A 26,185-nucleotide genomic window follows, 5' to 3' on the forward strand; every position below is an offset into this window, starting at 1 on the left:
AATCGAAGCTTTTAAACGTTTTGATTATTAATAGATTACATGAGTTAGAATAATTTAAGTTACAAAATTCAGAGTGATAACCTTGGTGATAAAGAGGTTCAATTAGGTTTTCTTCTGAGTTTTGTTTTTACCCGAGTTTTTAAGTCAATAGATATTGATTGCAAAAGACTCTTTTACAACAAAAAGTATGAAATATATATTGATCTTATTATTTTCTGGTATAGTTGCTAATGCTCAAATTAAAAAAGAGCAATTAAATCTTATGCCATGGCCACAAACAATAAATTTATCCGAGGGTACATTTGCTTTAACGAAAGGGTTTAGAATAAATATTACAGGAAATCCTAATCCGAGAATTTTTAGTGGAGCAACTCGTTTTTTAAGACGATTAGATGGTAGAACAGGTTTGTTTTTTGAACAAGATTTTTTGACCAAACTTAATTCAGCACCTACAGCACAATTACAAATAAATTGCACCAAAAGTGGTAAAATTGGTTTATATGAAGATGAGAGTTATCATCTTGATATAAAGCAAAATAAAATTACAATTAATGCAACAAGTGATTTAGGAGCTTTACATGGTCTTGAAACATTATTACAAATGTTACAAAATAATAGTACCTCTTACTACTTTCCAGTTTCTCAAATTTCAGATTTTCCAAGATTTACATGGAGAGGACTAATGATGGATGTTGCGAGACATTTTCAACCAGTAGATGTAGTTAAAAGAAACCTAGATGCATTGGCAGCTATGAAAATGAATGTTTTTCACTGGCATTTAGTAGATGATCAAGGTTGGAGAATACAATTAAAAAAACATCCTAAACTTACTGAACTAGCTTCGGATGGATTTTACTATACACAAGAAGAAATTAAAAATATTGTTAAATATGCTGATGAGCGAGGAATTTTGGTTGTGCCAGAAATCGATGTTCCAGGGCATGCATCAGCAATTTTAACAGCTTACCCAGAAATAGGAAGTAAAGTTGTAAATGTATCTAATGGAAATGCAGAAGGTAGTGCAAAAGCAGCAATAGTATCTTCATATAGTATAGAGCGTAATGCAGGAGTTTTTAGCCCTACGTTAGACCCATCTAATCCTAAAACATACCAATTGTTAAGTGAGATTTTTGATGAAGCATGTCCATTATTTCCAGGAGCATATTTTCATATCGGAGGAGACGAAAACGAAGGTAAAGACTGGGATTCGAATCCTAAAATACAAGAGTTTAAAAAGAAACATAAGTTAGTAACCAATCATGATTTGCAGACTTATTTTACAATGCAATTAGTTCCGATGCTCAAAAAACACGGTAAGCAATTGATGGGTTGGGAAGAGATTATGACAAAAGATATGTCCAAAGATGCAATTATTCATGCATGGAGAGGGCCTAATGAAGGAGTTGCAGTTGGAAAATCATTAACAGAATCTGTAAAAAATGGTTACAAAACTGTTTTATCTAATGGTTATTATATTGATTTAGTTCAAGGAGTAGAAGCACATTATTTAAATGATCCATTACCTAAAAGTGCAAATTTTACTCCAGAAGAAAAAGCAAGAGTATTAGGTGGAGAAGCTACAATGTGGACAGAACTTGTAACACCTTTAACCATAGATTCAAGACTTTGGCCAAGAACTGCAGCAATAGCCGAGAGATTATGGTCTGCTGAAGATATTACAGATTTAAACAGCATGCGCAAAAGATTAGCAGTTGTTTCATTTAGATTAGAAGAGTTAGGAATTACACATATTAGAAACAAAGATGTAATCTTAAGAAATATTGCAAATAATCAAAGCATTACAGCATTAAGCGATTTCTCTAATGTATGTGAGCCTTTAAAAGGATATAAGAGAAATAAAGGAGGAGTTGAATATCAAACGTATTCTCCATTTACACTTTTTGCAGATGCTTGTACACCAGATGCGCCAGATGCTATTGCTTTTGATGCAGTTGTGAAAGAATATTTAGCAGATAAATCTGCAGCTAATAAAGCTAAAGTAACTTCATTCTTAAATAAATGGATAGGTTTAAAAACAAGCTTAACAAGTTTGAGTGAAAACGCACCTTTGATTCAGCCTATTTTACCTCTTGCAGCTAATCTTAGTGATCTATCACAGCAATTAGTAAATGTATTAGATAATAAAGCAACAGTTGCACCAGCAGTTTTAAATGATTTATTAGAGAAATGCAACTCTAAAGATTATGGAGATGTAGAGTTAGCAGTTTATGAAAGTTTAAAGAAATTGTTATAATATAAAGTAGAATAAAATAAAAGTAGAGTTAGATTAATAATTGAATTAGTTGAAGTTTAGTTGCCATAATTAATTAGTAATTATCTCTCCTATAAATCCTAGGAGAGATAGATTATGGTAAGGAGATTAGATTTGATTTTCGAATCATAATCTATATTAAATAGATATTTAAGTTTTAAAAATATAATAAAGATTTACGTTAAGATTGCTAAGCCCCAAGTTTACCTGTTTTAATTTAAAATAATTCAGTTGCATTTAATGTAATTGAATTTGTGATTACCACTTGTCTAAAATGATTCATTGGTTTTTGTATTACCAATCATTTCATTTGATACAATTGAATGTTTATTTTTTATTAACCAACCTATTATTAATTATGAAACATTATTACAGATTACTTTTTTTATTTTTGTTTCCGATAGTATTATTTGCCCAACCAGCACATAATAAGAAAGTTGTCGGATACTATGCGCAATGGTCTATCTATGCAAGGGACTTTAATGTACCTAAGATTGACGGTAGCAAACTGACCCATTTAAATTATTCTTTTTACGGAACTACTTTTGATCCAGCACGTCCAGAGAATACAAAACTAAAATGCTTAGATTCCTATGCAGATTTTGAACACATGGAAGGTGGAATTCCATGGGATGCTCCTGTTAAAGGGAATTTTTATGATTTAATGAAGCTTAAACAAAAATACCCCCATTTAAAAGTTTTAATCTCTGTAGGAGGTTGGACAAAAGGCCAAGATCTTTCTCCGATTTCTGCAAGTCCGATTGCTAGAGCAGCTTTGGCAGCAGATATGGCTAATTTTTTGGTGACTTATCCATTTATTGATGGCTTTGATATCGATTGGGAATATCCTCTTTCTGGAGGTACAGACGGTACAGAAGTTATTAATGGAGCACCGATACCTCCTCAAAAATACAGTCCTGATGATAATAAGAATTTAGTGTATTTATTAAAAGCGATGCGTCAGGCAATGCCAAATAAATTAATTACAATTGCAGCAGGAAATAATGTTCGAAAAGTAGGAGCACAGTATTTAGGTCCAAACAATAGAGCACAATATGGAATGACAGAAGATATTTCGACTTATTGTGATTATATCACTTATTTTGGATATGACCTTGGTGGAAACTGGTATGATAAAACGAGCTACAATGCTCCTTTATATCCAAGCGGAAATACTAATGACCCGTTATACAATGCAACTCAGTCAGAATCACTTGATGAATTAACAAATCAATACCTGAATGTTATTGGTTTTCCTGCTAATAAATTAGTAATGGGATTACCTTTCTATGGGAAGAAATTTGATAATGTTGCCACTAATTCAACCAATGGATTATTTGTTGCCGCTCCAAGGTATATTGTTTCGGGATGTACGAATCCACAAAATCCAACTGGAACTTGGGATGGTCCTGCAGCATGTGAAAAATCTGGAAGTATCGAAATTTGTGATTTAGTAGGTAATCCAGTAACAAATTCACATCCTTATTTAGATCCAAATACCATGTTGGTAACATCAACAGCTACAGCTGCAGGATGGGTGAGATATTGGGATAACACAACTAAAGTTCCTTATTTATATAATGCTGCTTTACGTCAGTTTATTAGTTATGAAGACAAACAATCGATTGATTTAAAAGCACAATACATTAAAACTAAAAATCTCGGAGGAGGAATGATTTGGGAGTTATCTCAAGATACAAGAGGTGCTATTCCAAATGCATTACTGACTCAAGTAGATGATACATTCCGTGCTGCGGTAATAGGAACATTAACTGTAAGTGGATCTGTAAAAAATGGTGCAAATTTAGTTCCGGCAGTTACAGTTCAGCTAAAAGATGCTACCAATGCAATTGTTCAAACGGTTAATTCTACAGATGGAAATTACACTTTTAACAATGTAGTTTCAGGAGCAAATTACACGGTTACAGCTTTAAAAGCATCATATACTTTTACGCCAGTAACATTAACAAATCTTGTAGCAAACCAAGCCAATGTTGTTATTCAGGGAACACAACCACTTTATACAATTAGCGGAACTGTACTAGACGGAACTACAGCAGTTTCGGGAGTAACAGTTACAGCAACAGCAGGAACAACTACATTTACTGCAGTTACTAATGTAAGCGGAGCATATGCTATCACTGCTTTAACGGCAGGATTAAATTATACAGTTACAGCAGCAAAAACAGGAGTAACATTTACACCAGCATCTACAGTATATTCAGTTTTGAGTGAAAACAAAGTTTTAAATTTTACTCAAACAGTATATTATACTATTAGCGGAAGCGTGACAAATGGAGCAACAGCAGTTTCTGGAGCAACAGTTACGGCAACTTCTACAACAGGAACATTTACATCAGTTTCTAGTGCTACAGGAGCGTATAGTATTGCTAATTTACCTTCTGGAGCAAACTACACAGTAACAATTGCAAAAACAGGAGTAACATTTTCACCAGCTTCTACGGTATATAACAATCTTACGGCAAGTAAAGTTTTAAACTTTACACAAAATGCAGCTCCAGCTAGTAAAATTAGCGGAACAGTTAAGAATGGTTCAAATCCAGTAGCAGGTGCCAAGGTAGAGTTAATCTTTAATTGGACAGATAATGCCCATCCTTATGCTACTTTCCTAGCTACTACAGATGCACAAGGAAAATATAGTTTTGATAATGCAATATTCTCAGGATATACAATCATAGCTAGTTTAAAAATGAATTCATGGCAGAATAATGGTCTTAATTATTCTCCTTCTAATTTAACGAATCTTGCCATTCCAGCTACTTCACAAGTCTATGACTTTAGTACAGGAACAGTAGCACCATTAAAAGTTGCAGGCGAAAGCGTACCAAGCGAAGTAGTTGCGGTATCAGAAACTAAAACTCAATCAGCGACTACAGCTGATAGTAGCTTAACTCAAAGCAAAGTTTTAACTGTTACTCAAGAGCTTGTTGCAGCAGGTACTATAATTAGCGGAACAGTTAAGAATGGAGCAACTCCAGTATCAGGAGCCAAAGTAGAATTAGTTGTGCCTTGGACAGATAGTACTCACAACTGGAAAAGTGTTATTGCAACAACAGATGCACAAGGAGTTTTTAGTTACGATAATGCAGTTACAGCAGGTTATACACAAGTTTTAAGTTTAAAACTGAATGGTTGGGAGAACAATAATATCACATATTATCCAACCAATCTGGTAAATTTTGCGATGCCAACAACGCCTAAGGTTTACAACTTCAATACAAATACAGTTTCACCACCTCAGGTTACTATTATAGCTCCTTCAGCTGCAACTGTAGCGATTGCTCCAGGAACAGCGATTCAGTTGAAAGCAACAGCAAGTGTAGACGCTAGTTTAACAATTTCGTCAGTAGTATTTAATATTAATGGACAAAATATCACAGCAGCACTTTCAGGAACAGAATACGTAGCAAACTGGACACCAGCAGCAGCAGATTTCAATAAAAATTATACGTTGAAAGCAACTATAACGGCATCAAGTGGTGCAACTGCTGAAAATACAAAAGCATTCTCTTTACAATGTTCAGGAACAACTTGTCCTAATTCATTGCCGGTAATTACTTGGAATTCACCATCGAATACCACTGTAAACCAAAGTTCTTTCCAAGTTGTGCCAATTTCAGTTACAGCTATTGATAGTGACGGATCGGTTTCAGGTGTTACTATTACGATAAATGGAGGTACATATAACATGGCAGCAGGTACAAATAATACCTATACGTATAATTTTACACCATCTGCTTATCAGGATTATCCAGTTGTAATCAAAGCAACCGATGATAAATCTGGTGTAACTACATTAAACAATACAATTAAAATTGCTCCAGTGAGCACTAATAGATTTATCCCGCTTCCATCTAAAATTATTTTAGGATATGCACATTCTTGGGAGAATACTGCTGCTCCATTTTTATATTTTTCTCAAATGGTGGGAAGTAAGTTTAACGTAGTCGATTATTCTTTCGTAGAAACAGTTAATCGTGATGGTTATACACCAGTATTAACTACAAATGACACTAGATATTTGACCAATGGTGTTTTCAATAAGCAATTGTTGAAAAATGATATAAAATCCTTAAGAGATAGCGGAGTTCCTGTTATTGTCTCTATTGGAGGTCAAAATGGTCATGTTGTTTTAGACAATGTAACTCAGAAAAATATTTTTGTTAATGGTTTAAAAGCAATTATTGATGAGTATCAATTTGATGGAGTTGATATTGATTTTGAAGGTGGATCGATGAATTTTAATGCAGGAGGTTTAAGAGATATTTCTTATGCGGGTATTTCTGCTTATCCAAGATTAAAAAACGTAGTAGATGCTTTCAAAGAATTAAAAGCTTACTATGGTCCTGGATTTTTATTAACTGCTGCTCCAGAAACACAATACGTACAAGGAGGATATTCTACTTATAATGATACTTTTGGTTCCTTCCTGCCAATCATTCAAAACTTGCGTAACGAATTGGATTTGTTAGCTGTACAATTATATAATACAGGAGGAGAAAACGGATTAGACGGTCAATATTATGGTTCAGCTAAGAAAGCAAACATGGTAACAGCCCTAACTGATATGGTGATAAAAGGATATAACATTGCTACAACAGGAATGCGTTTTGATGGTTTACCAGCTTCAAAAGTTCTTATTGCATTACCAGCTTGTCCAAGTGCAGCAGGTAGCGGTTATTTAACGCCGACAGAAGGAATTAATGCTATGAATTACTTAAGAACCGGAACTACTTTTTCAGGAAGAACCTACACGATGCAGTCAGGCGGACCATACCCTTCTTTAAGAGGTTTAATGACTTGGTCTGTAAACTGGGATGCATCTTCTTGTGGCAATTCATCTGAATTATCTAAAGCGTATGCAGCTTATTTTGCCACACAAAGTGCTAAAATAAAAGCGGATGATAAAATTGAAGTAAGTAATACAACTATGATGGCTTACTTTAAAGATAATGCATTAGCAATTTCTAATGAGGCAAGTAGTATTGATCAAGTTGAGGTATATAATATGCTTGGACAATCGATATTGAGTTACAAGAATATTCAAGACAGCAATAGTTTATTGCTTGAGAATAGAAGTTTTACAACAAAGCAATTGTTTATAGTAGTTGTGACTGATAAACAAGGGCGTAAAAAATCATTTAAAGTAATGAACTTTTTGAATTAATGATATAGATTAAGATTTTAAGATTTCAAAAAAATGAAAAATTGGGGCAGTTAAAATTGAGTTTGGTTATTTATTTTTTAATTAGATTTTTCATATTTTGGACAAATGCATTGAATTTAGGTAATTTGTTATTTGGTTTTTACCTAGAGGAAATCATTATGAACCTGGCATTATATGCCAGGTTTTTTTTGCTTTATAGTGATTGGGAAATTCATCTATTTTTTAACTATTTTTGAATCCCAATTAGTGTATTAAAACTTCATGAAGAAATCAATTGCCTTTATAATCACATTTTTAATTTTTACGTATTCTTCAGGTCAAACAAAATACGGAAATCCAGAAGTTGACCTAATACAAATTCAAAAAGACTACAGCAGTTGGTGGACATATCAAATTAAAAACATTATGCTCTCCAGAGATTTTGTTGCGCTTGACACCCTTTCGAGAGAAATATCAAAAGAGACTTTTTTGGATCAATTAGTAAATGGAAGTTATATTCCAATTCGATTGAAATCTCAGGATTCTATATGTTATTATAAGTTATTTAAAATCGAACCTAATTCCGATACAAGTATAAAAGCGACTATTAATCAAGAAGCTTTTGATGCGTTTAAGAATTTCAAAATGGAAAATACCCCTTTCCCTAAATTCTCTTTTAAGGATTTAAATGAAAACTTAGTTTCTAACGAAACGATGAAAGGGAAAATTGTAGTTATAAAATGTTGGTATATTCATTGTGCTGCATGTATCAAAGAATTTCCAGATGTGAATCAATTGGTTGAAAAATACAAAAATAGAGAAGATGTTCTTTTTGTGAGTTTGGCCGAAGATACTCCAGAACAATTAAAAGTATTCTTGAAAAGAAAGCCATTGTCTTATTCTGTGATTCCAAATATGAAGATTTATATGAATGAAATATTACAGTTAAATGCTTTTCCTACGCACTTTATAATTAATAAAGATGGCCTTATTGCCAAAGTTGTAAATAATTATAAAAGCTTAGAAGTAGCTTTGGAAGAAGAAAGTAAGTTATAATTAAATCTTTTTAAATGTTAAGATTGTGTTTAAAGGGAACACGGATTTTCTCTCCATTGTTTTTTAATCTGTTTTATCCGCATTCCTTTTTATAGACAATTGGAGTTAGCTACTATTTGTAATCCATTTAATTTTTCTAATCAGAGATAAAACATTTTTAGCTATTTTCATATTAAAAAAACTTAGCACCTTAGTTTCTTTGCACCTCTGAACCTTTTTCACTACTTTTGCACAAAATTAATTAATATAGACATTCATGTTAACAGTCAATAATTTATCGGTACAATTTGGCAAACGAATTTTGTTTGACGAAGTAAATACAACTTTCACTCACGGAAATATTTATGGAGTTATCGGAGCCAATGGTGCTGGAAAATCAACTTTTCTTAAAATAATTTCAGGCGAAATGGATCCTACTTCAGGACACATTCATTTAGAGCCAGGAAAACGTATGTCGGTTTTAAACCAAAACCACAATATGTTTGATGAGCATACAGTTCTTGAAACCGTTATTATGGGGAACAAAGTATTGTACGCTGTTAAAAAAGAAATGGATGAACTTTATTTAGACTATAACGATAAAAATGCTGATAGAATAGGGGAGTTACAAGTTCAGTTTGAAGAAATGAACGGATGGAACGCTGATTCTGATGCTGCTTCGATGTTGTCTAATTTAGGTATTGCCGAAGAGCACCATTATACATTAATGGGAGATCTTGAGGGTAAAATTAAAGTTCGTGTCCTTTTGGCACAAGCTTTATTTGGTAATCCAGATTTACTTATTATGGATGAGCCTACCAACGATTTGGATTTTGAAACAATTGCTTGGTTAGAAACTTTCCTTGCAAATTATGAAAATACAGTAATTGTAGTATCGCATGACCGTCACTTTTTAGATTCGGTTTGTACGCATATTTCAGATATCGATTTTAGTAAAATCAACCATTACTCAGGTAACTATACGTTTTGGTATGAGTCTAGTCAATTAGCGGCTAAACAACGTGCACAACAAAACAAGAAAGCTGAAGAAAAGAAACAAGAATTAGAAGAATTTATTCGTCGTTTTAGTGCCAACGTTGCCAAGTCTAAACAAGCAACTTCTCGTAAAAAAATGATTAGTAAGCTTAATATTTCAGAGATAAAACCATCAAGCCGTCGTTATCCAGCAATTATTTTTGATCAGGATCGTGAAGCAGGAGATCAAATTCTAAACGTTGAAAACTTAAGCGCTTCAATTGATGGAGATGTTTTATTTAAAGGTGTTGATTTGAATATGGCAAAAGGAGACAAAATTGTTTTGTTCTCTAAAGATTCACGTGCAACTACAGCTTTCTATGAAATATTAAACAACAATCAAAAAGCCGACGAAGGTACTTTTGATTGGGGAATTACAACAAATCAAGCTTATTTGCCAGCAGAAAATCATTCTTTCTTTGAAAATGATTTGAGTTTAGTAGATTGGTTACGTCAATATGCAAAAACGGAAGAAGAACGTGATGAGGTTTTTATTAGAGGATTCTTAGGGAAAATGATTTTCTCAGGAGAAGAAGCTTTAAAAACAAGTAGAGTTTTGTCTGGAGGAGAAAAAGTACGTTGTATGTTATCTCGAATGATGATGGAAAGAGCCAATGTATTAATGTTAGATGAGCCAACAAATCACTTAGACTTGGAGTCGATTACAGCATTTAATAACTCGCTAAAAAACTTTAAAGGTTCTGTAATTTTTACAACACATGATCATGAGTTTGCTCAAACTGTAGGTAATAGAGTAGTAGAGCTTACGCCAAATGGAGTTATTGACCGTTACATGACATTCGATGAATACCTAGACGATGAAAAAGTACAAGAATTAAGAGTAAAAATGTATTCTTAAAACTTAAAATATATCTTTTTAAAAATCCCATCTGCTGTTGCAGATGGGATTTTTTTATTCTATTATTTCTTGCCAAATATTTTAATAATCAGGTAAATTATTAAAACGATTACAATAATTACGGCAAAAGCACCGACACCCATTCCTGCTTTAAAAATGCCTTCTATGGCCTCACAACTAGTAAGAGAAAATGATATAATTAAAGCAACTAGTATTGTAGATAATTTACTTTTCATGATTTTGTGTTTTTAAATTAATTAAAAATGACAATCATTATTGTCTCTTTGTGAAATTAACAAATACCACAAAAAGAACGTTATATAATTTCTGTAAAATGTTTTATTATTTGATTTTTAGTTTTAAGAAAAATAGTTGAGAATAATTGAAAATTAGGCTGTTAGAGTGTAGTATAATTGAGAATTTCGATTGCATATTTTCGTGAAATAAAATTATATTTGAGTTAATTAACTATAAATTAACCCTTAAAATATTATGTCAGAAAATGCTTTTAGTTTAAAATCTCCCCGTATAGAAGTTATAGATGCATTACGTGGTTTAGCCATCATGGCGATTATGTTACTTCATAATTTAGAACACTTTGATTTCTATTATTTGCCTGAATATTTGCCTGAGCCTATCAAGGTATTAGACAAGGTAATTTGGGATACATTATTCTTTCTTTTTGCCGGAAAATCATATGCAATCTTTTCGCTTCTTTTTGGTTTTAGTTTTTTTATTCAATATGACAATCAACGTAAAAAAGGAAACGATTTTAGATGGAGATATGTTTGGCGACTTGCTATATTATTTGTTTTTGGATTAGTAAATACAATCTTTTTCTCAGGTGACATATTAATGATGTATGCCGTTTTAGGACTAATATTAATTCCGGTTTGTAATTTAAGTACCAAATATGTACTAATAATAGCGACATTCTTATTGTCGCTTCCTATGGAATGGTTTAATTTTTTTAATATTCTTTATAACCCAGATTATATTTTACCACTTAATTTATCAAATGCTTATTATGGGAATATGCATACGTATTTAAGCGGAGATTCTTTTGTAGATCATACAGTAGGTAATTTATCAATAGGAAGATGGGCTTCGGTATTTTGGTCGTGGGAAAACGGAAGATTTTTTCAGGCTCCAGCATTATTTATGTTTGGAATGATAGCAGGAAGAAAACAACTTTTTGTTGCTTCGGCGGCTAGCATTGCATTTTGGAAAAAGGCATTAATATGTGCAATTATATTATTCATTCCACTATTTGCATTTAAAACATATTTACCTGAGCTTTTTGCAAATAAAGATATCGTAAACAGTTTATTGATTATTTTTACTTCTTGGTCTAATGTTACCTTTATGGTTGTTTTAGTAAGCACATTTGTATTGTTATATCAAAAAGAAGCAGTGAATAAAGTTTTAATAAAGTTAATCCCTTTTGGAAAAATGAGTTTAACAAGTTATTTTTCTCAATCTATTTTAGGATCATTTATTTACTATCGTTATGGTTTAGGTCTATATCAATATACAGGTGCAACCTTTGGTTTGATAATAGGTATTATTTTGTTTTTACTCCAATTAGGATTTTGCACATGGTGGCTTAAAAAACATAAACAAGGACCATTAGAAGCACTGTGGCATAAGCTTACTTGGATTTCTTTTGGAAAAGAAAAAAAGACAGTTGCTGCTTAATATTCTGTAACAGAAAACAGAAAACAGAACGCGGATGACGTGAATTTACTAAAGTAAAGGCGCGGATAAAGACAGATTTTTAAAATCATCACAAAGAAAAAAATCCGTTTTTATCCGCGTTTTCGCCTCAGCGAAATAGTGTCATCCGTGTTCCCTTTTTTTACCAATATGCGCATTATTAACTTTACAATAAAGAGAAGAAAAGATAAAAGAAGGGTAATGTTGTCTTAAAAGTATTTGCTTTTTGGTAGGATACTTTTGCTTCGTCTAACAACGAAAAGCAACTTATGAAAAAAATCTACTTTTTACTCTTACTATTAGGAATAGGCTTTACCGCAGAAGCACAAAAACTATTTCCTTATTTGCAAAACGCAACTCCCACATCTATTTATGTTAACTGGAAGACAGAAAGTAATCCTGAAACTATTGTAGAATACGGAACAACTGCGACAAACCTTAATGTTACAGTTACAGGAAATACCAATGTCTTTACAGATTCGGGTTATCCAGGGAATTACTTCTATCACAGTGCGAAACTGATGAATCTTTCACCAAACACTAAATATTATTACAGAATAAAAACCGGTGCAGATGTATCTACTGTTTATTCGTTTAAAACATTACCTAACCCTGGGCAAGCAGCTACTGCCGATGGGCATATTCGTTTTTTGATTATGGGTGATAATCAGCTAAAAGCGGTACCTCGTTACGATTCATTAGTATCGGCAGCGAAAAGAAAAATAAAACAAAAATGGGGTTCTACATTATCTCCTGAAGACAATATTTCGATGACATTTATGGTAGGCGATCAAGTCGATGTAGGAACTTTAGATCATTACGAAAACGTACACTTTAAAAAGAACAGAGGATTATCTGGTAATATTCCGATTCAGACTACAGTAGGAAACCATGAAACGTATGGAACACTTGGTATGAATTCGTATTACGATCATTTTTATATCAGCGAGCTTTCCTATAAAGGGATTTCATCAGGCACAGAAAACTATTATGCACAACAAGCGGGTAATGTTTTATTTATCAGTTTAAGTTCAGAACATACAGGAGCTGCACAGTTAACGTGGTTACAACAGGTGCTTGCTGCTGCAAATGCAGATAATACGGTAGAGTGGATTTTTTCACTTAGTCACAGACCCTACCAAGCCGAGCAATATGTTGGCGATATTTCTACATGGGTTCGTAATACAGCTGTTCCTTTATTGGTCACTTCTCCAAAATATTCTATGCATATTGGCGCGCACCATCATTTGTATCATAGAGGACAATTAAAAAACACACCAACATATAATATCATTTCGGGCGGAACAGCTTGGGATCAATATTGGGGATCATCTACAGAACAAGATTTTGAAGATGTTCAGAAAACAATATGCAATTGGATTTACCAAATTGTAGATATTGATGTTACAAACGGTAAAATGGATATCGAAAGCTATTCTATCGGAAGCGTTGATAAATGGAAAAACAACCAGTTAATGGATGTATTTCATAGATATAAAAACAAAGTAGCACCAGTAAAACCAGCCATTACAAATACTTTTGCGGCAAATGTTACCTTACCTTTAACAGTGACTGGTTCGGCATATAGTACAACAACGAATGAGTTATTAAATACTAGTCAGTTTTTAATTTCGCAAACGCCAACATTTGATATAATCAAAAAAGAAGTATATCGCGATTTCGAAAATTTATACGGAAAGTATAAAACTCAAAAAGATTCAACAGTTGATATAAATCTAGGTGTAGATATTACTAAGATGGATTTAGCTTCGAACTCGCTTCCTAATGGTAAGTATTATGTGAAATTAAGATACAGAGACCGCAATCTAGAATGGTCCCCTTGGAGCGATGTACAGGCATTTACTGTTACAGGAAGTAATAATGTAAATACAGAGATTGTTACTGATGCTTTGACTTATTCGCAAAATGCACCGATTAAAGTTGATTTTACCGATGCACCAGCGAGTACAAAAACTTGGATAGGATTGTATAAAGAAGGGCAAACACCGGGATCATCGACACCATCGCTAACTTGGCAATATACCAATGGTAGCCCAAGCGGATTTATTAATTTTCCTAACGGATTGGCTAATAAAGGACGTTATTATGCCGTAATATTCTCTAATGGAGGTTATACTGAAATTGCTCCACGAAAATATTTTTATGTTGGGCCAGTTCCTGTATTAACTACAGATAATACCGAATATTCTGTAGGAACACCAATAATTGTTAATTATAGCAATGGACCACAATTAGCAAAAGATTGGATTGGTATATACAGAATGGGAGTAAACCCAGGATCAGGAGTTACGTCAACTAGTTGGCAATATGTAACAACTGTAGCGGATGCTAAATCATTTAGTACTTTGCCAAAAGGATATTATTATGCCGAATATTATTTGCAGGATAGTTTTAATGCTATCGGAAATAAAGTATTCTTTAAAGTTGGAGCTGTTGTTACCGAATTATGGATTAATAAACCCGTATATGATCTTGGCGAACAAATTACAGCTTCATGGACAGATGCTCCAGGAATTGTAAAAGATTGGTTGGGGATTTATCATGTAGGCGATAATCCTAACGAAAAACCATTGGTGAGCTACACTTATTTTGAAGGACTTTCGGAAGGAACTAAAGCTATTGCTACCACCGAGTTGCCAATCGAAAAAGGGAATTATTTTATGGTAATGTTTACCAATGATTCTTATAACGAAGTATCAAACAGAGTTTCTTTTGAAGTAATTGATAGTTCTTTAGGTAACGACGAGTTTAAAATCGATAATGGATTAAAAGTGTATCCAAATCCTACGAATAGTAATGCAGAAACTTTTATTCAGTCGGAATATCCTATTGATGAAATAGAAATTTATAATATGGAAGGAAAATTATTGTACGCTACAAAAAATGTAAATAACAATAAGTTTTCTTTAATAAATCAAGATTTACCAAAAGGAGTTTATATCCTAAAAATACATTCTCGTAAATTGTTTACAGCTAAATTAATTGTGAAATAGTTAGAGAGTAAATAAGAATATTTAAATAACAATGAGGCTGTCTGAAAAATAATTTTCAGACAGCTTTTTTTTGTTTTTCCTTTAGATTGACATATCACCCGATGTGGTTTTGTAAAATGAATTTATGAATTTCTATAAATATAGCGTCCCTCTGGGATTAGTATTTGTAATCGATGATGAGGTAGAATGTAATATTATTTGTCATGATTTTAAGCTCCAGCGGAGCATTATATTTATAGCAAATATGCAAGTTCTAGAGATTAAGCTACAGCGTAGCGATATTTCGGTTTTTCTACTAATTGCGATATATATCACCCGATGGGGTTTTGTGAAATGACTTTATTAATTTCTATAAATATAGCGTCCCTCTGGGACTAGTATTTTATAATCGATGATGATAGAATGTAATATTATTTGTCATGATTTTAAGCTCCAGCGGAGCATTATATTTATAGCAAATATGCAGGTTCTAAAGATTAAGCTACAGCGTAGCGATATTTCAGTTTTTCTTCTAATTGCGATATATATCACCCGATGTGGTTTTGTAAAATGAATTTATATAAATATAGCGTCCCTCTGGGATTAGTATTTTGTAATCGATGATGAGGTAAAATGTAATATTATTTGTCATGATTTTAAGCTCTAGCGGAGCATTATATTTATAGCAAATATGCAGGTTCTAGAGATTAAGCTACAGCGTAGCGATATTTCGGTTTTTCTTCTAATTGCGATATATATCACCCCGATGGGGTTTTGTAAAATGGCTTTATGAATTTCTATAAATATAGTGTCCTTCTGGGACTAGTATTTTGTAATCGATGATGAGGCAGAATGTAATGTTATTTGATATGATTTTAAGCTCCAGCGGAGCATCATATTTATAGAATTATTTAGAATTTAGTGCTAAAGCTACAGCGTAGCGATATTTCGGTTTTCCTCTAGATTACCAATTATCACCCCGATGGGGTTTTGTAAAATGGCTTTATGAATTTCTATAAATATAACGACCCTTTAGGAATAGCTTTATGTAATCGATGGTGAGACAGAATGTAATCTAAAATATCAATGCAATGATTGGTTCACAAATCCCTTTCTAAACCTCTCAATTCCCTCCCAAAATCAAAAAAAAATATTTCCCGCCCGAACACCCCAACAAATAAAATCTGAATTCGTATATTTGCCCAACCAAACACTACACTTTTACTATGAGTCAAAAAGTATTACTTAATTCAAAAGAAGTTACTATCATATTACATCGTTTGGCCTGTCAATTGATAGAAAAGCATCTTGATTTTTCAGACACGATTTTGGTAGGAATTCAACCCAGAGGTGTTTACTTGGCAGAGCGACTGAAAGAATTATTAGAAAAAGAATATAAAACGCCTGAGATTGCTTTAGGCTATTTGGATATTACTTTTTTTAGAGATGATTTCCGAAGAACAGATAAACCTCTTGAAGCTAATAAAACCCAAATCAACTTTATTGTAGAGGATAAAAAAGTCATTTTTATAGATGATGTTTTATTCACAGGACGAAGCATTCGATCAGCATTAACTGCTATTCAATCTTTTGGACGACCTGCAGAAATTGAATTATTGGTGTTAATAGACAGGCGTTTTAGCCGACATTTACCAATACAACCCGATTATCGTGGCAGACAGGTAGATGCTATCAATAATGAGAAAGTGATTGTGAGTTGGAAAGAGAATGATGGCGAAGATGTCGTTTACTTGGTTACTAATTAAAAAGTTGAATCGTTAAATTGTTTAATCGCAAAACGAAACGATTGGCAATTTAAGCAAATAACAAATAAACAAAACAATGAAAGAATTAAGCGTAAATCATTTGTTAGGAATAAAATACATCAATGAGAATGATATTAACCTAATTTTTGAAACAGCCGACCATTTTAAAGAAGTCATTAACCGACCAATTAAAAAAGTTCCTTCGTTGCGAGATATTACTATTGCCAATATATTTTTTGAAAATAGTACCAGAACAAAACTTTCGTTCGAATTAGCACAAAAACGATTATCAGCCGATGTTATTAGTTTTTCGGCAGCACAATCATCAGTTAAAAAAGGAGAAACACTTATCGATACGGTAAATAATATTCTTTCGATGAAAGTGGATATGGTCGTAATGCGTCATGCCAATCCCGGAGCAGCTTACTTTTTATCTAAGAATGTAAAAGCTAGTATTGTAAATGCTGGAGATGGAGCACACGAACACCCAACACAAGCCTTATTAGATAGTTATTCTATTAGAGAAAGACTAGGAGATGTAGCAGGAAAAAAAGTAGTTATAGTAGGTGATATTCTGCACTCAAGAGTAGCATTATCTAACATATATGCTTTGCAAATGCAAGGTGCTGAGGTTAAAGTTTGTGGTCCAAAGACATTAATTCCGAGATATATTGAATCATTAGGAGTTACTGTAGAACCGAATTTGCGTAAAGCACTAGAATGGTGTGATGTTGCTAATATGCTTCGTGTTCAGAACGAAAGAATGGATGTAAACTTTTTTCCTTCTACAAGAGAATATTCGCAGCAATATGGAGTAGATAAAGCATTATTAGATTCTTTGAACAAAGAAATTGTAATCATGCATCCCGGACCAATAAATAGGGGAGTTGAGATAACATCAGAAGTCGCCGATTCAGAACATTCGGTTATTTTAAATCAAGTCGAAAATGGAGTAGCTGTTCGTATGGCAGTTATTTATCTTTTGGCTTCAAAACTTCAATAATTTCCAAAAAGAAACTACCTTCGTTATTCCAAAGATTTATTTGGGATAAATGAATGTATAGCAATTGAAAAAATGAAAGTAGATCAAAAAGGACATACTACAATAATTAAAGACACTCAGGGAGATTTTACTTCTTTCCTCGAAAAAATAACGCAGCAGTTTAAGACCTTCGGAAATCACAATATTATTATCGATTTGTTAGCTCATAAGGATTTAACTATAAACGATATCAAATTATTATTGCCTTTATCTAAGCAACAAAAAAAAGCCAAAAAATCTTTTGTTATTGTGGTTTCAGATATTGATTATAATGCAGTTCCAAGCACTTTAGTTGTTGTTCCTTCGGTTTTAGAGGCACATGACATTATAGAAATGGATGAAATTGAAAGAGATTTAGGATTTTAAAACAGGGGTTAATTGTTTATTTGTTTAACTGTTTAGTCGATTTATTTTGATGTTTTATTCATAAACGATTTACCCAATAAACAAATAAAGATAAAATTGAAACTAACAATATTAGGCTGTTATGCCGCTACTCCAAGAACTTTTACCAATCCGACTTCGCAGGTATTAGAAATTAAAAATAGATTGTTTCTTATTGATTGTGGAGAAGGAACTCAGGTTCAATTGCGTAAAAATAAGGTGAAATTCTCTAAGATAAATCACGTTTTTATTTCGCATTTACATGGAGATCATTTCTTTGGGCTCATCGGGTTAATATCTACATTTAGCCTTTTAGGACGTACTACAGATTTGCATATTCATGGTCCAAAAGGAATTAAAGAAATCATATTATTACAACTGAAATTATCGAGTTCATGGACAAACTATGGTTTGTACTTTCATGAATTAGTATCAGATAAAAGTGAAGTTATTTTTGAAGATCAAAAAGTAATTGTAACTACAATACCTCTAAAACATCGAGTATATACAAATGGGTTTTTATTTCAGGAAAAATTGTCTGAAAGAAAACTAAATGTTGATGCAGTTCAGCATTATAATATAGAGACTTGTTATTATCAGAAAATTAAAAATGGTGGAGATATAAAGTTGGATGACGGTACTATTATCGCCAACGAAAAATTATCATTTGATCCTTTACCACCCAAGAGTTATGCATTTTGTTCGGATACCGTATATCATGAAGCCGTGCTACCTATTATAAATAACGTAGATGTTTTGTATCACGAAAGCACCTTTTTGCAATCGGAAGAAGCTCTGGCTCTAAAAACATTACATTCTACTGCCAAAGAAGCTGCTACCATTGCTTTAAAAGCCAATGCGAAACATTTGGTTCTTGGGCATTATTCAACCAGATATGAAAGCATCGAATTGTTTAAAGAAGAAGCAGAAACTATTTTTTCAAATGTATTATTAGGTGATGATGGAAAGAGTTTTGAATTTTAGCATTGCTTAATGTGAGAAGTTAGATGTGAGAATGAGAGAATAAGATAATGAAAGTGTTGTAATTAATATAGTATACAATTAGCCTCTATGGTGTCTAATAATCTAAGTAAGTCTAACAATCTAAGATATCTAATAATCTAAGATATCTAATAATCTAAGATATCTAAAAATAAAAAGTCTAAAAAAATGAATGATTTAAGTAATTATAGAAAATCCTACGAGAAAAGTGAATTACTGGAAACTACTATTCCAGAAGATCCAATTAATCTTTTTAACAGATGGTTTCATGAAGTAGAAGACTTTGGAGGTGTCGATGAGGTAAATGCAATGACAGTTTCTACTATTGGATTGGATGGTTTTCCTAAGTCGAGAGTGGTCTTATTAAAGAAATTCTCTGAGGAAGGTTTTATTTTCTACACTAATTATAATTCTGAAAAGGGAAAAGCAATACAAAATAATCCACATGTTTGTTTGTCTTTTTTTTGGCCAAATTCAGAGCGTCAGGTAATTATAAAAGGTATTGCTACAAAAACATCAGAGTCGGTTTCTGATGGTTATTTTGATACAAGACCAGACGGAAGTAAACTTGGAGCTATTGTATCTCATCAGAGCGAGGTAATCCCGTCACGAACATTTCTTGAAGATAACTTAAAAGAGCTGGAGAAAGAATTTGAAGGAAAGGCCATTCCAAGACCAAAACATTGGGGAGGCTTTCTTGTTGCTCCGGTTGAGGTTGAATTTTGGCAAGGAAGACCTAATCGCTTACATGATAGAATTAGGTACACTGCTCAAGATGATTATTCATGGAAAATTGAACGCCTTTCGTCTTAAATGTAAGAAAATTACATTTTAAAAATATTTTATGATGTAGTTCATCGGTTTTTTTTGGTAGTTTAACGATAAAATATGTAGATTTAACTAATAATAAGAAACAAATTTTATAAAAATACCATTTTAAAGAGTTTGCCCCACAATCTACTTTAAACTTAAACTTACTGATATTATGAAATTAAAAATTCATATTCTATCGCTGATGGTAATAGTGTTTACCATGTATTCTTGCTCATCTGATTCGGTTGATTCAGGTTCAGAAAAAGAATCGAGTGTTACTTCAGGAGTTGTTACTAACTATACCTATAATCAATCTGAACTGGAAACAATGAAATTGATTAATGATTATAGAGTTAGTATTGGATTAAATGCCCTAAAAGCAATAAATCATATCTCTTTTAAATCAGAAGAACATGATATGTATATGATTGCTAATAATGTAGTTAATCATGATGATTTTGTAGCTCGTTCTGAAAACATCATTAAAGTTTTAGGTGCGATAAAAGTTGGTGAAAATGTTGCTTATAATTATAATACACCAGAGGCTGTATTAAAAGCATGGTTGGCAAGTACTGGGCATAAACACAATATCGAAGGCGATTACACGCATTTTGGTTTAGCAATAAAAGTAGATCCTGAAAATGGAAGAAAATATTATACTAATATTTTCGCAAAAATATAATTTGAATCTGTTTTTTTAGAATAGAAAAATAGATATAGAAGAACCCTTTTTATGTTACTGGTTTATTTAAGTTGAGGTTGATAGCCGTTATTTTCATTAATAACGGCTATTTAATTTGTAGTGGTAAAAGGCTGTCTCTATAGACAGCTTTTTTTATTTGAGATTGAAGCTAATACTATTTGTTATCATCTAAAAAATAGTTGGGTTATATATACGTATCACATTAAAGGATATAGAAACAATATGATTATAAATAAAAAACCAGTGAAGTTAATTTCACTGGTTTTTTTGGTTTTTCGCTCTCAATTTGTTTTAGTGATAGCGTTCATGTTTTTTTTATTTTGTTATAATGCAGTAATAATAAATTCGCTTCGTCTGTTCATTTGATGTTCAGCTTCGGTACATGGTACACCATCAGAACAACCGTTTACAAGTTGGGTTTCACCATAACCTTTACCAGTTAATCTATTTGGAGAAACACCGTTTTGAATCAACCATTTTATAGTTGATTTTGCTCTTCTGTCAGACAATGCTTCATTGTATTTATGAGTTTGACGGCTATCTGTATGAGAACGAATATCTAGTTTCATCGTTGGATGCTCTTTTAAAACATCTAAAATTTTCTCTAAATCTAATGCTGCTTCTCTACGGATATTAGATTTATCCAAATCAAAATAAATCATTTTAATACCAAAGCATTTACCTAAGTCATCACCAATGGTTACTACACATTCTGATTTTTCTAGTGCTATTGATAAATTTGTTCTTCCGTTTTCTTTAAGGATAGTAACACTTTGTTCCTTGGTTGTATATTTTTCTTTTTCGGCTCTTACATTATATACTAATCCACATTCTACAGGGAAAGTATAATTTCCGTTTTGATCAGAATAGCCAGTATTTACTATTTTAAAGTTATTGTCATACAATGTCAATTTTGTGTTTGGTAAGACTGTTCCAGTAGCCAAATCGGTGATGGTGCCATATAATTCCTGAACACAAGCCAATCTTCTTGTTTCTATAAATTTATAGATATCATCAGATCCTTGCCCGCCATCTTTGTTGGATGTAAAGAATCCTCTTCGCGATTTCGTGTCGATTACGTAAGCAAAATCATCTTTGGGAGAATTAATATCAGCACCTAGGTTCTGAATGTTACTTACCTCTTTTTCATTTAATTTTCCAACAAAAACATCTAACCCTCCAAGTCCAGGATGTCCATCTGAAGCGAAATAAATTTCGTTTTCGTCAGTTACAAAAGGGAATGTTTCTTTTCCTTCGGTATTTATTCCAGATCCTAAATTTTCTGGTGGACCAAATCCTCCATTAGTATTGATTGCTACTTTGTAGATATCCGATTGTCCGAATGTTCCGGGCATATCTGATGCAAAATATAATGTTTTTTCATCAGGACTCAACGCAGGGTGTGCTGCACTGTAATTATTGCTATTAAAGGGCAACTCCATTATATTAGTCCATTTGTCGTTTTCTAAAGTTGCTTTATATATTTTTATTAAAGTAATTTTGTTTTCATCTTTTCCTTTTTTACCATCAATGTAATTGTTTCTTGTAAAATAAACTGTTTTTCCATCTTTAGTGAAAACAGGAGTGGACTCATGGAATTTTGTATTGATTTTGGATTTGAATTTTTTTGGAGCATTGGGATTAAAATCTGTATCTACATCTGACTGGTATAAATTAGTAAAATATTCTCCAGTCCATTTGTGTTTACGCTGTCCTAAACTACCTGTATCTCTTGCCGAAGCAAATACAATTTTGTTTTGATAAAAAGCAGTTCCATAATCAGAGTATTTACTATTTATTCCTGCATCTTCAATTTTATAACGCCCTGAATTTGCTTTAATCTGATCGAGATAGTTTCTGTCGCTTTCATAAAGTTTTCCTCGAGTGTCTTTTTTTGATTTTTGATTAAATAAATCAAGCATTTGATTGGCTTTGGTAAGATCCCCAGTAGATTTTAATGACTGTGCATATCTATAATAATATTCAGGTTCTACTTCGGCATTCATGGCAAATAATTCACCATACCATTTTGCAGCCTTATCAAATTCAGAGTTGAAGTAATAGGAGTTACCTAACTTCTTGAACATATCTTCTGATTTATATCCTTTTTCGGCTACACGTTCATAGGTTTTAATAGCATCTATATACGCATAGTTGTCATAGTTTTTGTCTCCAGTAGCTATTTTGCCCTGCTGTGAATAACTGTTTAATGAAAAAACACTTATTATTGTTATGTAGAGGATTGTGAAATTTTTCATGTGTATGTAATATTTGTTTTTTTAAAGGAACATGGTATCGATCTTCTTATTAAATATTGTTTATTTGGAATCTTACCGATTTCATAATAAATATTTTTAGAAGAAACGTGGGGTTGTCATTTTACCATTGTTTTTGATAAATTCATAACGCAGGAATATTTCATGCGATCCTGAATTATAATTGTTTAAGTTGGTGGTTTCACGGTCATAGCCATATCCTATATATAATCCATCGCTAACCTGAAAACCTACCATAGCACTTAATGCGGCGCTCCATCTGTAAGCTACTCCAACTACAAATTTGTTGACAAACATAAAATTGGCTGATACATCTACTTGTAGCGGTGCACCTTCTACCATTTTGGTCAATAAAGCTGGTTTAAACTTAATGTCTTGATAATAATCCAAATCAAATACATATCCTGCCATTAAATAATAGTTTATTTTATCCTTGTAAATTGCAATGTCATTATCATTATAACGATTGGTTTCGATAAAGTTCGGTACTGATAAACCTATGTACGCTTTATCTGAATGTAAATAAACCCCAGCTCCGATATTTGGTTTGAAGACGTTACTTAAATTCTGAAATTGTGGATCACCTTGATCAGCTGGATTTAATTTATTGACATCTAAATTGAATAAATTACCTGTGGCTTTAATACCAAAAGAAAGTTTAAAGTTTGGTGAAGTAGGTATAGTATAGGAAAGGTCTACAGAAAAATTATTTTCGTTAGTTGGACCTATTTTGTCATTAACCAATGATACTCCTAAACCTAAATTACTGTTGTTAATTGGTGTGTTTACCGAAAAACTACTTGTCTCAGGGGCACCATCAAGTCCAACCCATTGAGTACGGTATAAACCAAAAATACTTAGAGCTCCTCGCGACCCTGCATAAGCTGGGTTGATATTTATGGTGTTGTACATGTATTGTGTAAATTGAGCATCTTGTTGTGCGTAACTTACTATAGCTGTAAACATCAAAACGAAAGAAAATAATTTTGTTCTCATAGTAGATATTTATTATTTTATTATTGCAATTGTTTTTCTTGTTTATGATAAAAATGGGTCAATACATTTGTTTATCAAAATTACAGATTTTTTTTTCTAAAAACTTCTTACTGATAATATAGTTGCCATATTATCAGTAAGTTGTGTTTTTTTTTTATTTCGTTAGATATAAAAAACCATCTTTTTTATTCGTTTGAATTGCACCGTTTCCATCAACAGAAGTATAATTTAGAATATAAAAGTAAGTTCCTGTAGGAAGGCCATCTGATTGTTTTACGGTTGTTCTACCTCTTGAATAACCATCAAAAGCATTCGTTGTGTTATTATAGTTTCTTGTTTCAAATACTAGTATTCCCCAACGGTTGTATATTTCTACAGTATTATCTGGATAACAAGTTATATCTTCGATATTGTCTATAACAAATTTATCATTGAAGCCATCACCATTTGGAGAGAATGCATTATGAACTATAATGGTTCCACATGCTAGTACTTTACAATCATCGTTTACCTCAAGGTTTACAAATAAACTTCTTGGACAAGCTTCGTCTTGTATTTGATATTCAAATGAATAGTTACCAACTGGAAGTCCAAATGAAGTAACAATATTACCGTTTATAGCATTAGAATTATTAGTATCGATCCAAGTACCTACTGTTGTTGTACTTCTTGGTAGGAAATTGAATAAGTTAACTGTTGATTCATCAGCATTACAAGCTTGGGTAGAAATTGCTGCTACTGGTGCTACATCATCGTGTCTAATTGTTATTGTTTGTACTAGTATGGTTTTGTTGCCCGCACAATCGGTTAATGTGTATGTTCTTGTTAGGATATACGGAGCGCCACCACAACCAGTACCTCCATTATTAGAGTCACTTACGGTTACATTTACTGTTTGGCTACAGTTATCTGCAGCATCAGTTATAGCATTAGGATTTGCTACAGGAATATCTAATATGCTATTCAAGTTAGTGATATCCGCCGGAGCTGTTCCAGTAGGTGGAGTAGTATCTTTAACTGTAATTACTTGGGTAAATGAAGCTGTGTTACCAGAACAATCACTAGTTGTCCATTTACGAGTTAGTATATAGTTTGTACTACATTCGTTTTCGATATTACTTTTTGTTTCTGTATAAACTACAGGCACATCAACATTACAATTATCAGATGCAGTTATATTTGCAGCTTCTGGAACTTTATCACATGATACAGTAATATCAGTAGGAAGCTCGCCAGTAAATGTTGGTTTAGTAGTATCTTCGATAGTAATCACTTGCGTGAAAGTATCAGAAGTGTTGCCACAATTATCAGTAATAGTCCAGGTATTAGTATAAGTTCCTGCATTTGCACATGACTCTGAAGCTACAAATTGACCGCTTGTTTTTACGATATTGGTAAGATTACTATCGCAATTGTCAGTTCCAATAGGAGCAGTTGCTTGTGCAGTTGCTAATCCTTCGGCATCACTACATTGTAGTTTTATATCTATTGTTCCTGCTTGAGTTGTCCAAGTTGGTTTAGTAGTATCTTGGATTGTAATTACTTGTGTGAAAGTATCCGAAGTGTTACCACATTCGTCTTTAACAGTCCAAGTATTAGTATATGTTCCAGAGTTACCACAAGTTTCAGAAGCTACAAACTGACCACTTACTTTTACAATGTTAGTTACACTGCTATCACAATTATCAGTTGCAATAGGAGCAGTTGCTTGTGCAGTTGTTAATCCTTCTGCATCACTACATTCTAATGTTGTATTAAGAGTTCCTGTTTGAGTTGTCCAAGTTGGTTTAGTAGTATCTTGGATTGTAATTACTTGTGTAAAAGTATCCGAAGTGTTACCACATTCATCTTTAACTGTCCAAGTATTAGTATATGTTCCAGAGTTACCACAAGTTTCAGAAGCTACAAACTGACCACTTACTTTTACAATGTTAGTTACACTGCTATCACAATTATCCGTTGCAATAGGAGCAGTTGCTTGTGCAGTTGTTAATCCTTCTGCATCACTACATTCTAACGTTGTATTAAGAGTTCCTGTTTGAGTTGTCCAAGTTGGTTTAGTAGTATCTTGAATCGTGATTACTTGTGTAAAAGTATCCGAAGTGTTACCACATTCATCTTTAACT

Annotated in this window: 16 protein-coding genes; 12 read left to right on the forward strand and 4 right to left on the reverse strand. The window is 32.7% G+C overall.

Annotation, left to right across the window (positions count from 1 at the left end):
* The first annotated feature begins 187 nt into the window (after positions 1-187).
* From OIU80_RS20000 to OIU80_RS20015, 4 genes are all read left to right on the forward strand, one after another.
* A complete protein-coding gene (locus tag OIU80_RS20000; RefSeq protein WP_264288739.1) occupies positions 188-2,254 on the forward strand; it encodes a beta-N-acetylhexosaminidase in 2,067 nt (688 codons plus the stop codon).
* A gap of 376 nt (positions 2,255-2,630) precedes the next feature.
* Entirely contained in the window at positions 2,631-7,460 is a 4,830-nt protein-coding gene (chiA, locus tag OIU80_RS20005; RefSeq protein ID WP_264288740.1) for a T9SS-translocated chitinase ChiA, read from the forward strand.
* Positions 7,461-7,721: 261 nt separating this feature from the next.
* Positions 7,722-8,495 (forward strand): TlpA family protein disulfide reductase, encoded by a 774-nt coding sequence (locus tag OIU80_RS20010; protein WP_264288741.1) that lies wholly within the window; start codon positions 7,722-7,724, stop codon positions 8,493-8,495.
* 256 nt (positions 8,496-8,751) lie between these two features.
* The gene (locus OIU80_RS20015; RefSeq protein ID WP_264288742.1) at positions 8,752-10,368 is read left to right on the forward strand and encodes an ABC-F family ATP-binding cassette domain-containing protein; all 1,617 of its coding nucleotides are present in this window, start codon (positions 8,752-8,754) and stop codon (positions 10,366-10,368) included.
* A 62-nt stretch (positions 10,369-10,430) separates the two neighbouring features.
* Here the strand turns inward: OIU80_RS20015 and OIU80_RS20020 are convergent, their stop codons facing one another.
* A complete protein-coding gene (locus tag OIU80_RS20020) occupies positions 10,431-10,604 on the reverse strand; it encodes a hypothetical protein (RefSeq protein WP_264288743.1) in 174 nt (57 codons plus the stop codon).
* A 256-nt stretch (positions 10,605-10,860) separates the two neighbouring features.
* On the opposite strand from OIU80_RS20020, the gene OIU80_RS20025 reads away from it, so the two are divergent.
* The 8 genes from OIU80_RS20025 to OIU80_RS20060 all read left to right on the forward strand — a co-directional run bounded on the left by OIU80_RS20025 (position 10,861) and on the right by OIU80_RS20060 (position 20,766).
* A complete protein-coding gene (locus tag OIU80_RS20025) occupies positions 10,861-12,066 on the forward strand; it encodes a DUF418 domain-containing protein (RefSeq protein WP_264288744.1) in 1,206 nt (401 codons plus the stop codon).
* A 287-nt stretch (positions 12,067-12,353) separates the two neighbouring features.
* The gene (locus OIU80_RS20030; protein ID WP_264288745.1) at positions 12,354-15,098 is read left to right on the forward strand and encodes a fibronectin type III domain-containing protein; all 2,745 of its coding nucleotides are present in this window, start codon (positions 12,354-12,356) and stop codon (positions 15,096-15,098) included.
* Between the two features lie 1,205 nt (positions 15,099-16,303).
* Positions 16,304-16,843, forward strand: a complete 540-nt coding sequence (gene pyrR / locus OIU80_RS20035; RefSeq protein ID WP_195737212.1) for a bifunctional pyr operon transcriptional regulator/uracil phosphoribosyltransferase PyrR — start codon at positions 16,304-16,306, stop codon at positions 16,841-16,843.
* Between the two features lie 76 nt (positions 16,844-16,919).
* Positions 16,920-17,846 carry an aspartate carbamoyltransferase catalytic subunit gene (locus OIU80_RS20040; protein WP_129539085.1) on the forward strand — a complete coding sequence of 309 codons (927 nt, stop codon included), beginning with the start codon at positions 16,920-16,922 and terminating at the stop codon, positions 17,844-17,846.
* Positions 17,847-17,918: 72 nt separating this feature from the next.
* Positions 17,919-18,251 (forward strand): ribonuclease Z, encoded by a 333-nt coding sequence (locus OIU80_RS20045; protein WP_264288746.1) that lies wholly within the window; start codon positions 17,919-17,921, stop codon positions 18,249-18,251.
* Between the two features lie 96 nt (positions 18,252-18,347).
* On the forward strand, positions 18,348-19,253 hold the full coding sequence (locus tag OIU80_RS20050; protein ID WP_264288747.1) for a ribonuclease Z: 906 nt from the start codon (positions 18,348-18,350) through the stop codon (positions 19,251-19,253).
* 186 nt (positions 19,254-19,439) lie between these two features.
* The gene (gene pdxH, locus OIU80_RS20055; RefSeq protein WP_264288748.1) at positions 19,440-20,084 is read left to right on the forward strand and encodes a pyridoxamine 5'-phosphate oxidase; all 645 of its coding nucleotides are present in this window, start codon (positions 19,440-19,442) and stop codon (positions 20,082-20,084) included.
* A 172-nt stretch (positions 20,085-20,256) separates the two neighbouring features.
* Positions 20,257-20,766 (forward strand): CAP domain-containing protein, encoded by a 510-nt coding sequence (locus tag OIU80_RS20060; protein ID WP_264288749.1) that lies wholly within the window; start codon positions 20,257-20,259, stop codon positions 20,764-20,766.
* A 344-nt stretch (positions 20,767-21,110) separates the two neighbouring features.
* Here the strand turns inward: OIU80_RS20060 and OIU80_RS20065 are convergent, their stop codons facing one another.
* From OIU80_RS20065 to OIU80_RS20075, 3 genes are all read right to left on the reverse strand, one after another.
* Positions 21,111-23,045, reverse strand: coding sequence for an OmpA family protein (locus OIU80_RS20065; protein ID WP_264288750.1), 1,935 nt, complete (start codon positions 23,043-23,045; stop codon positions 21,111-21,113).
* A 96-nt stretch (positions 23,046-23,141) separates the two neighbouring features.
* Positions 23,142-24,059, reverse strand: coding sequence for a PorP/SprF family type IX secretion system membrane protein (locus OIU80_RS20070; RefSeq protein ID WP_264288751.1), 918 nt, complete (start codon positions 24,057-24,059; stop codon positions 23,142-23,144).
* 154 nt (positions 24,060-24,213) lie between these two features.
* Positions 24,214-26,185, reverse strand: a 1,972-nt coding sequence (locus OIU80_RS20075; protein WP_264288752.1) for a gliding motility-associated C-terminal domain-containing protein, incomplete at its 5' end; no start/stop codon positions are given.

Origin of the sequence: Flavobacterium frigoritolerans (assembly GCF_025847275.1) — a bacterium.
Taxonomy (GTDB): Bacteria; Bacteroidota; Bacteroidia; order Flavobacteriales; family Flavobacteriaceae; genus Flavobacterium; species Flavobacterium frigoritolerans.

Bases quoted from the DNA above. Each gene is read 5' to 3' on its own strand.
- OIU80_RS20065 (WP_264288750.1), bottom strand. From the start codon at position 23,045: ATGAAAAATTTCACAATCCTCTACATAACAATAATAAGTGTTTTTTCA.
- pdxH (WP_264288748.1), top strand. From the start codon at position 19,440: ATGAATGATTTAAGTAATTATAGAAAATCCTACGAGAAAAGTGAATTA.
- OIU80_RS20040 (WP_129539085.1), top strand. From the start codon at position 16,920: ATGAAAGAATTAAGCGTAAATCATTTGTTAGGAATAAAATACATCAAT.
- OIU80_RS20020 (WP_264288743.1), bottom strand. From the start codon at position 10,604: ATGAAAAGTAAATTATCTACAATACTAGTTGCTTTAATTATATCATTT.
- OIU80_RS20015 (WP_264288742.1), top strand. From the start codon at position 8,752: ATGTTAACAGTCAATAATTTATCGGTACAATTTGGCAAACGAATTTTG.
- OIU80_RS20000 (WP_264288739.1), top strand. From the start codon at position 188: ATGAAATATATATTGATCTTATTATTTTCTGGTATAGTTGCTAATGCT.
- OIU80_RS20025 (WP_264288744.1), top strand. From the start codon at position 10,861: ATGTCAGAAAATGCTTTTAGTTTAAAATCTCCCCGTATAGAAGTTATA.
- OIU80_RS20045 (WP_264288746.1), top strand. From the start codon at position 17,919: ATGAAAGTAGATCAAAAAGGACATACTACAATAATTAAAGACACTCAG.
- OIU80_RS20070 (WP_264288751.1), bottom strand. From the start codon at position 24,059: ATGAGAACAAAATTATTTTCTTTCGTTTTGATGTTTACAGCTATAGTA.
- OIU80_RS20060 (WP_264288749.1), top strand. From the start codon at position 20,257: ATGAAATTAAAAATTCATATTCTATCGCTGATGGTAATAGTGTTTACC.
- chiA (WP_264288740.1), top strand. From the start codon at position 2,631: ATGAAACATTATTACAGATTACTTTTTTTATTTTTGTTTCCGATAGTA.
- pyrR (WP_195737212.1), top strand. From the start codon at position 16,304: ATGAGTCAAAAAGTATTACTTAATTCAAAAGAAGTTACTATCATATTA.
- OIU80_RS20010 (WP_264288741.1), top strand. From the start codon at position 7,722: ATGAAGAAATCAATTGCCTTTATAATCACATTTTTAATTTTTACGTAT.
- OIU80_RS20030 (WP_264288745.1), top strand. From the start codon at position 12,354: ATGAAAAAAATCTACTTTTTACTCTTACTATTAGGAATAGGCTTTACC.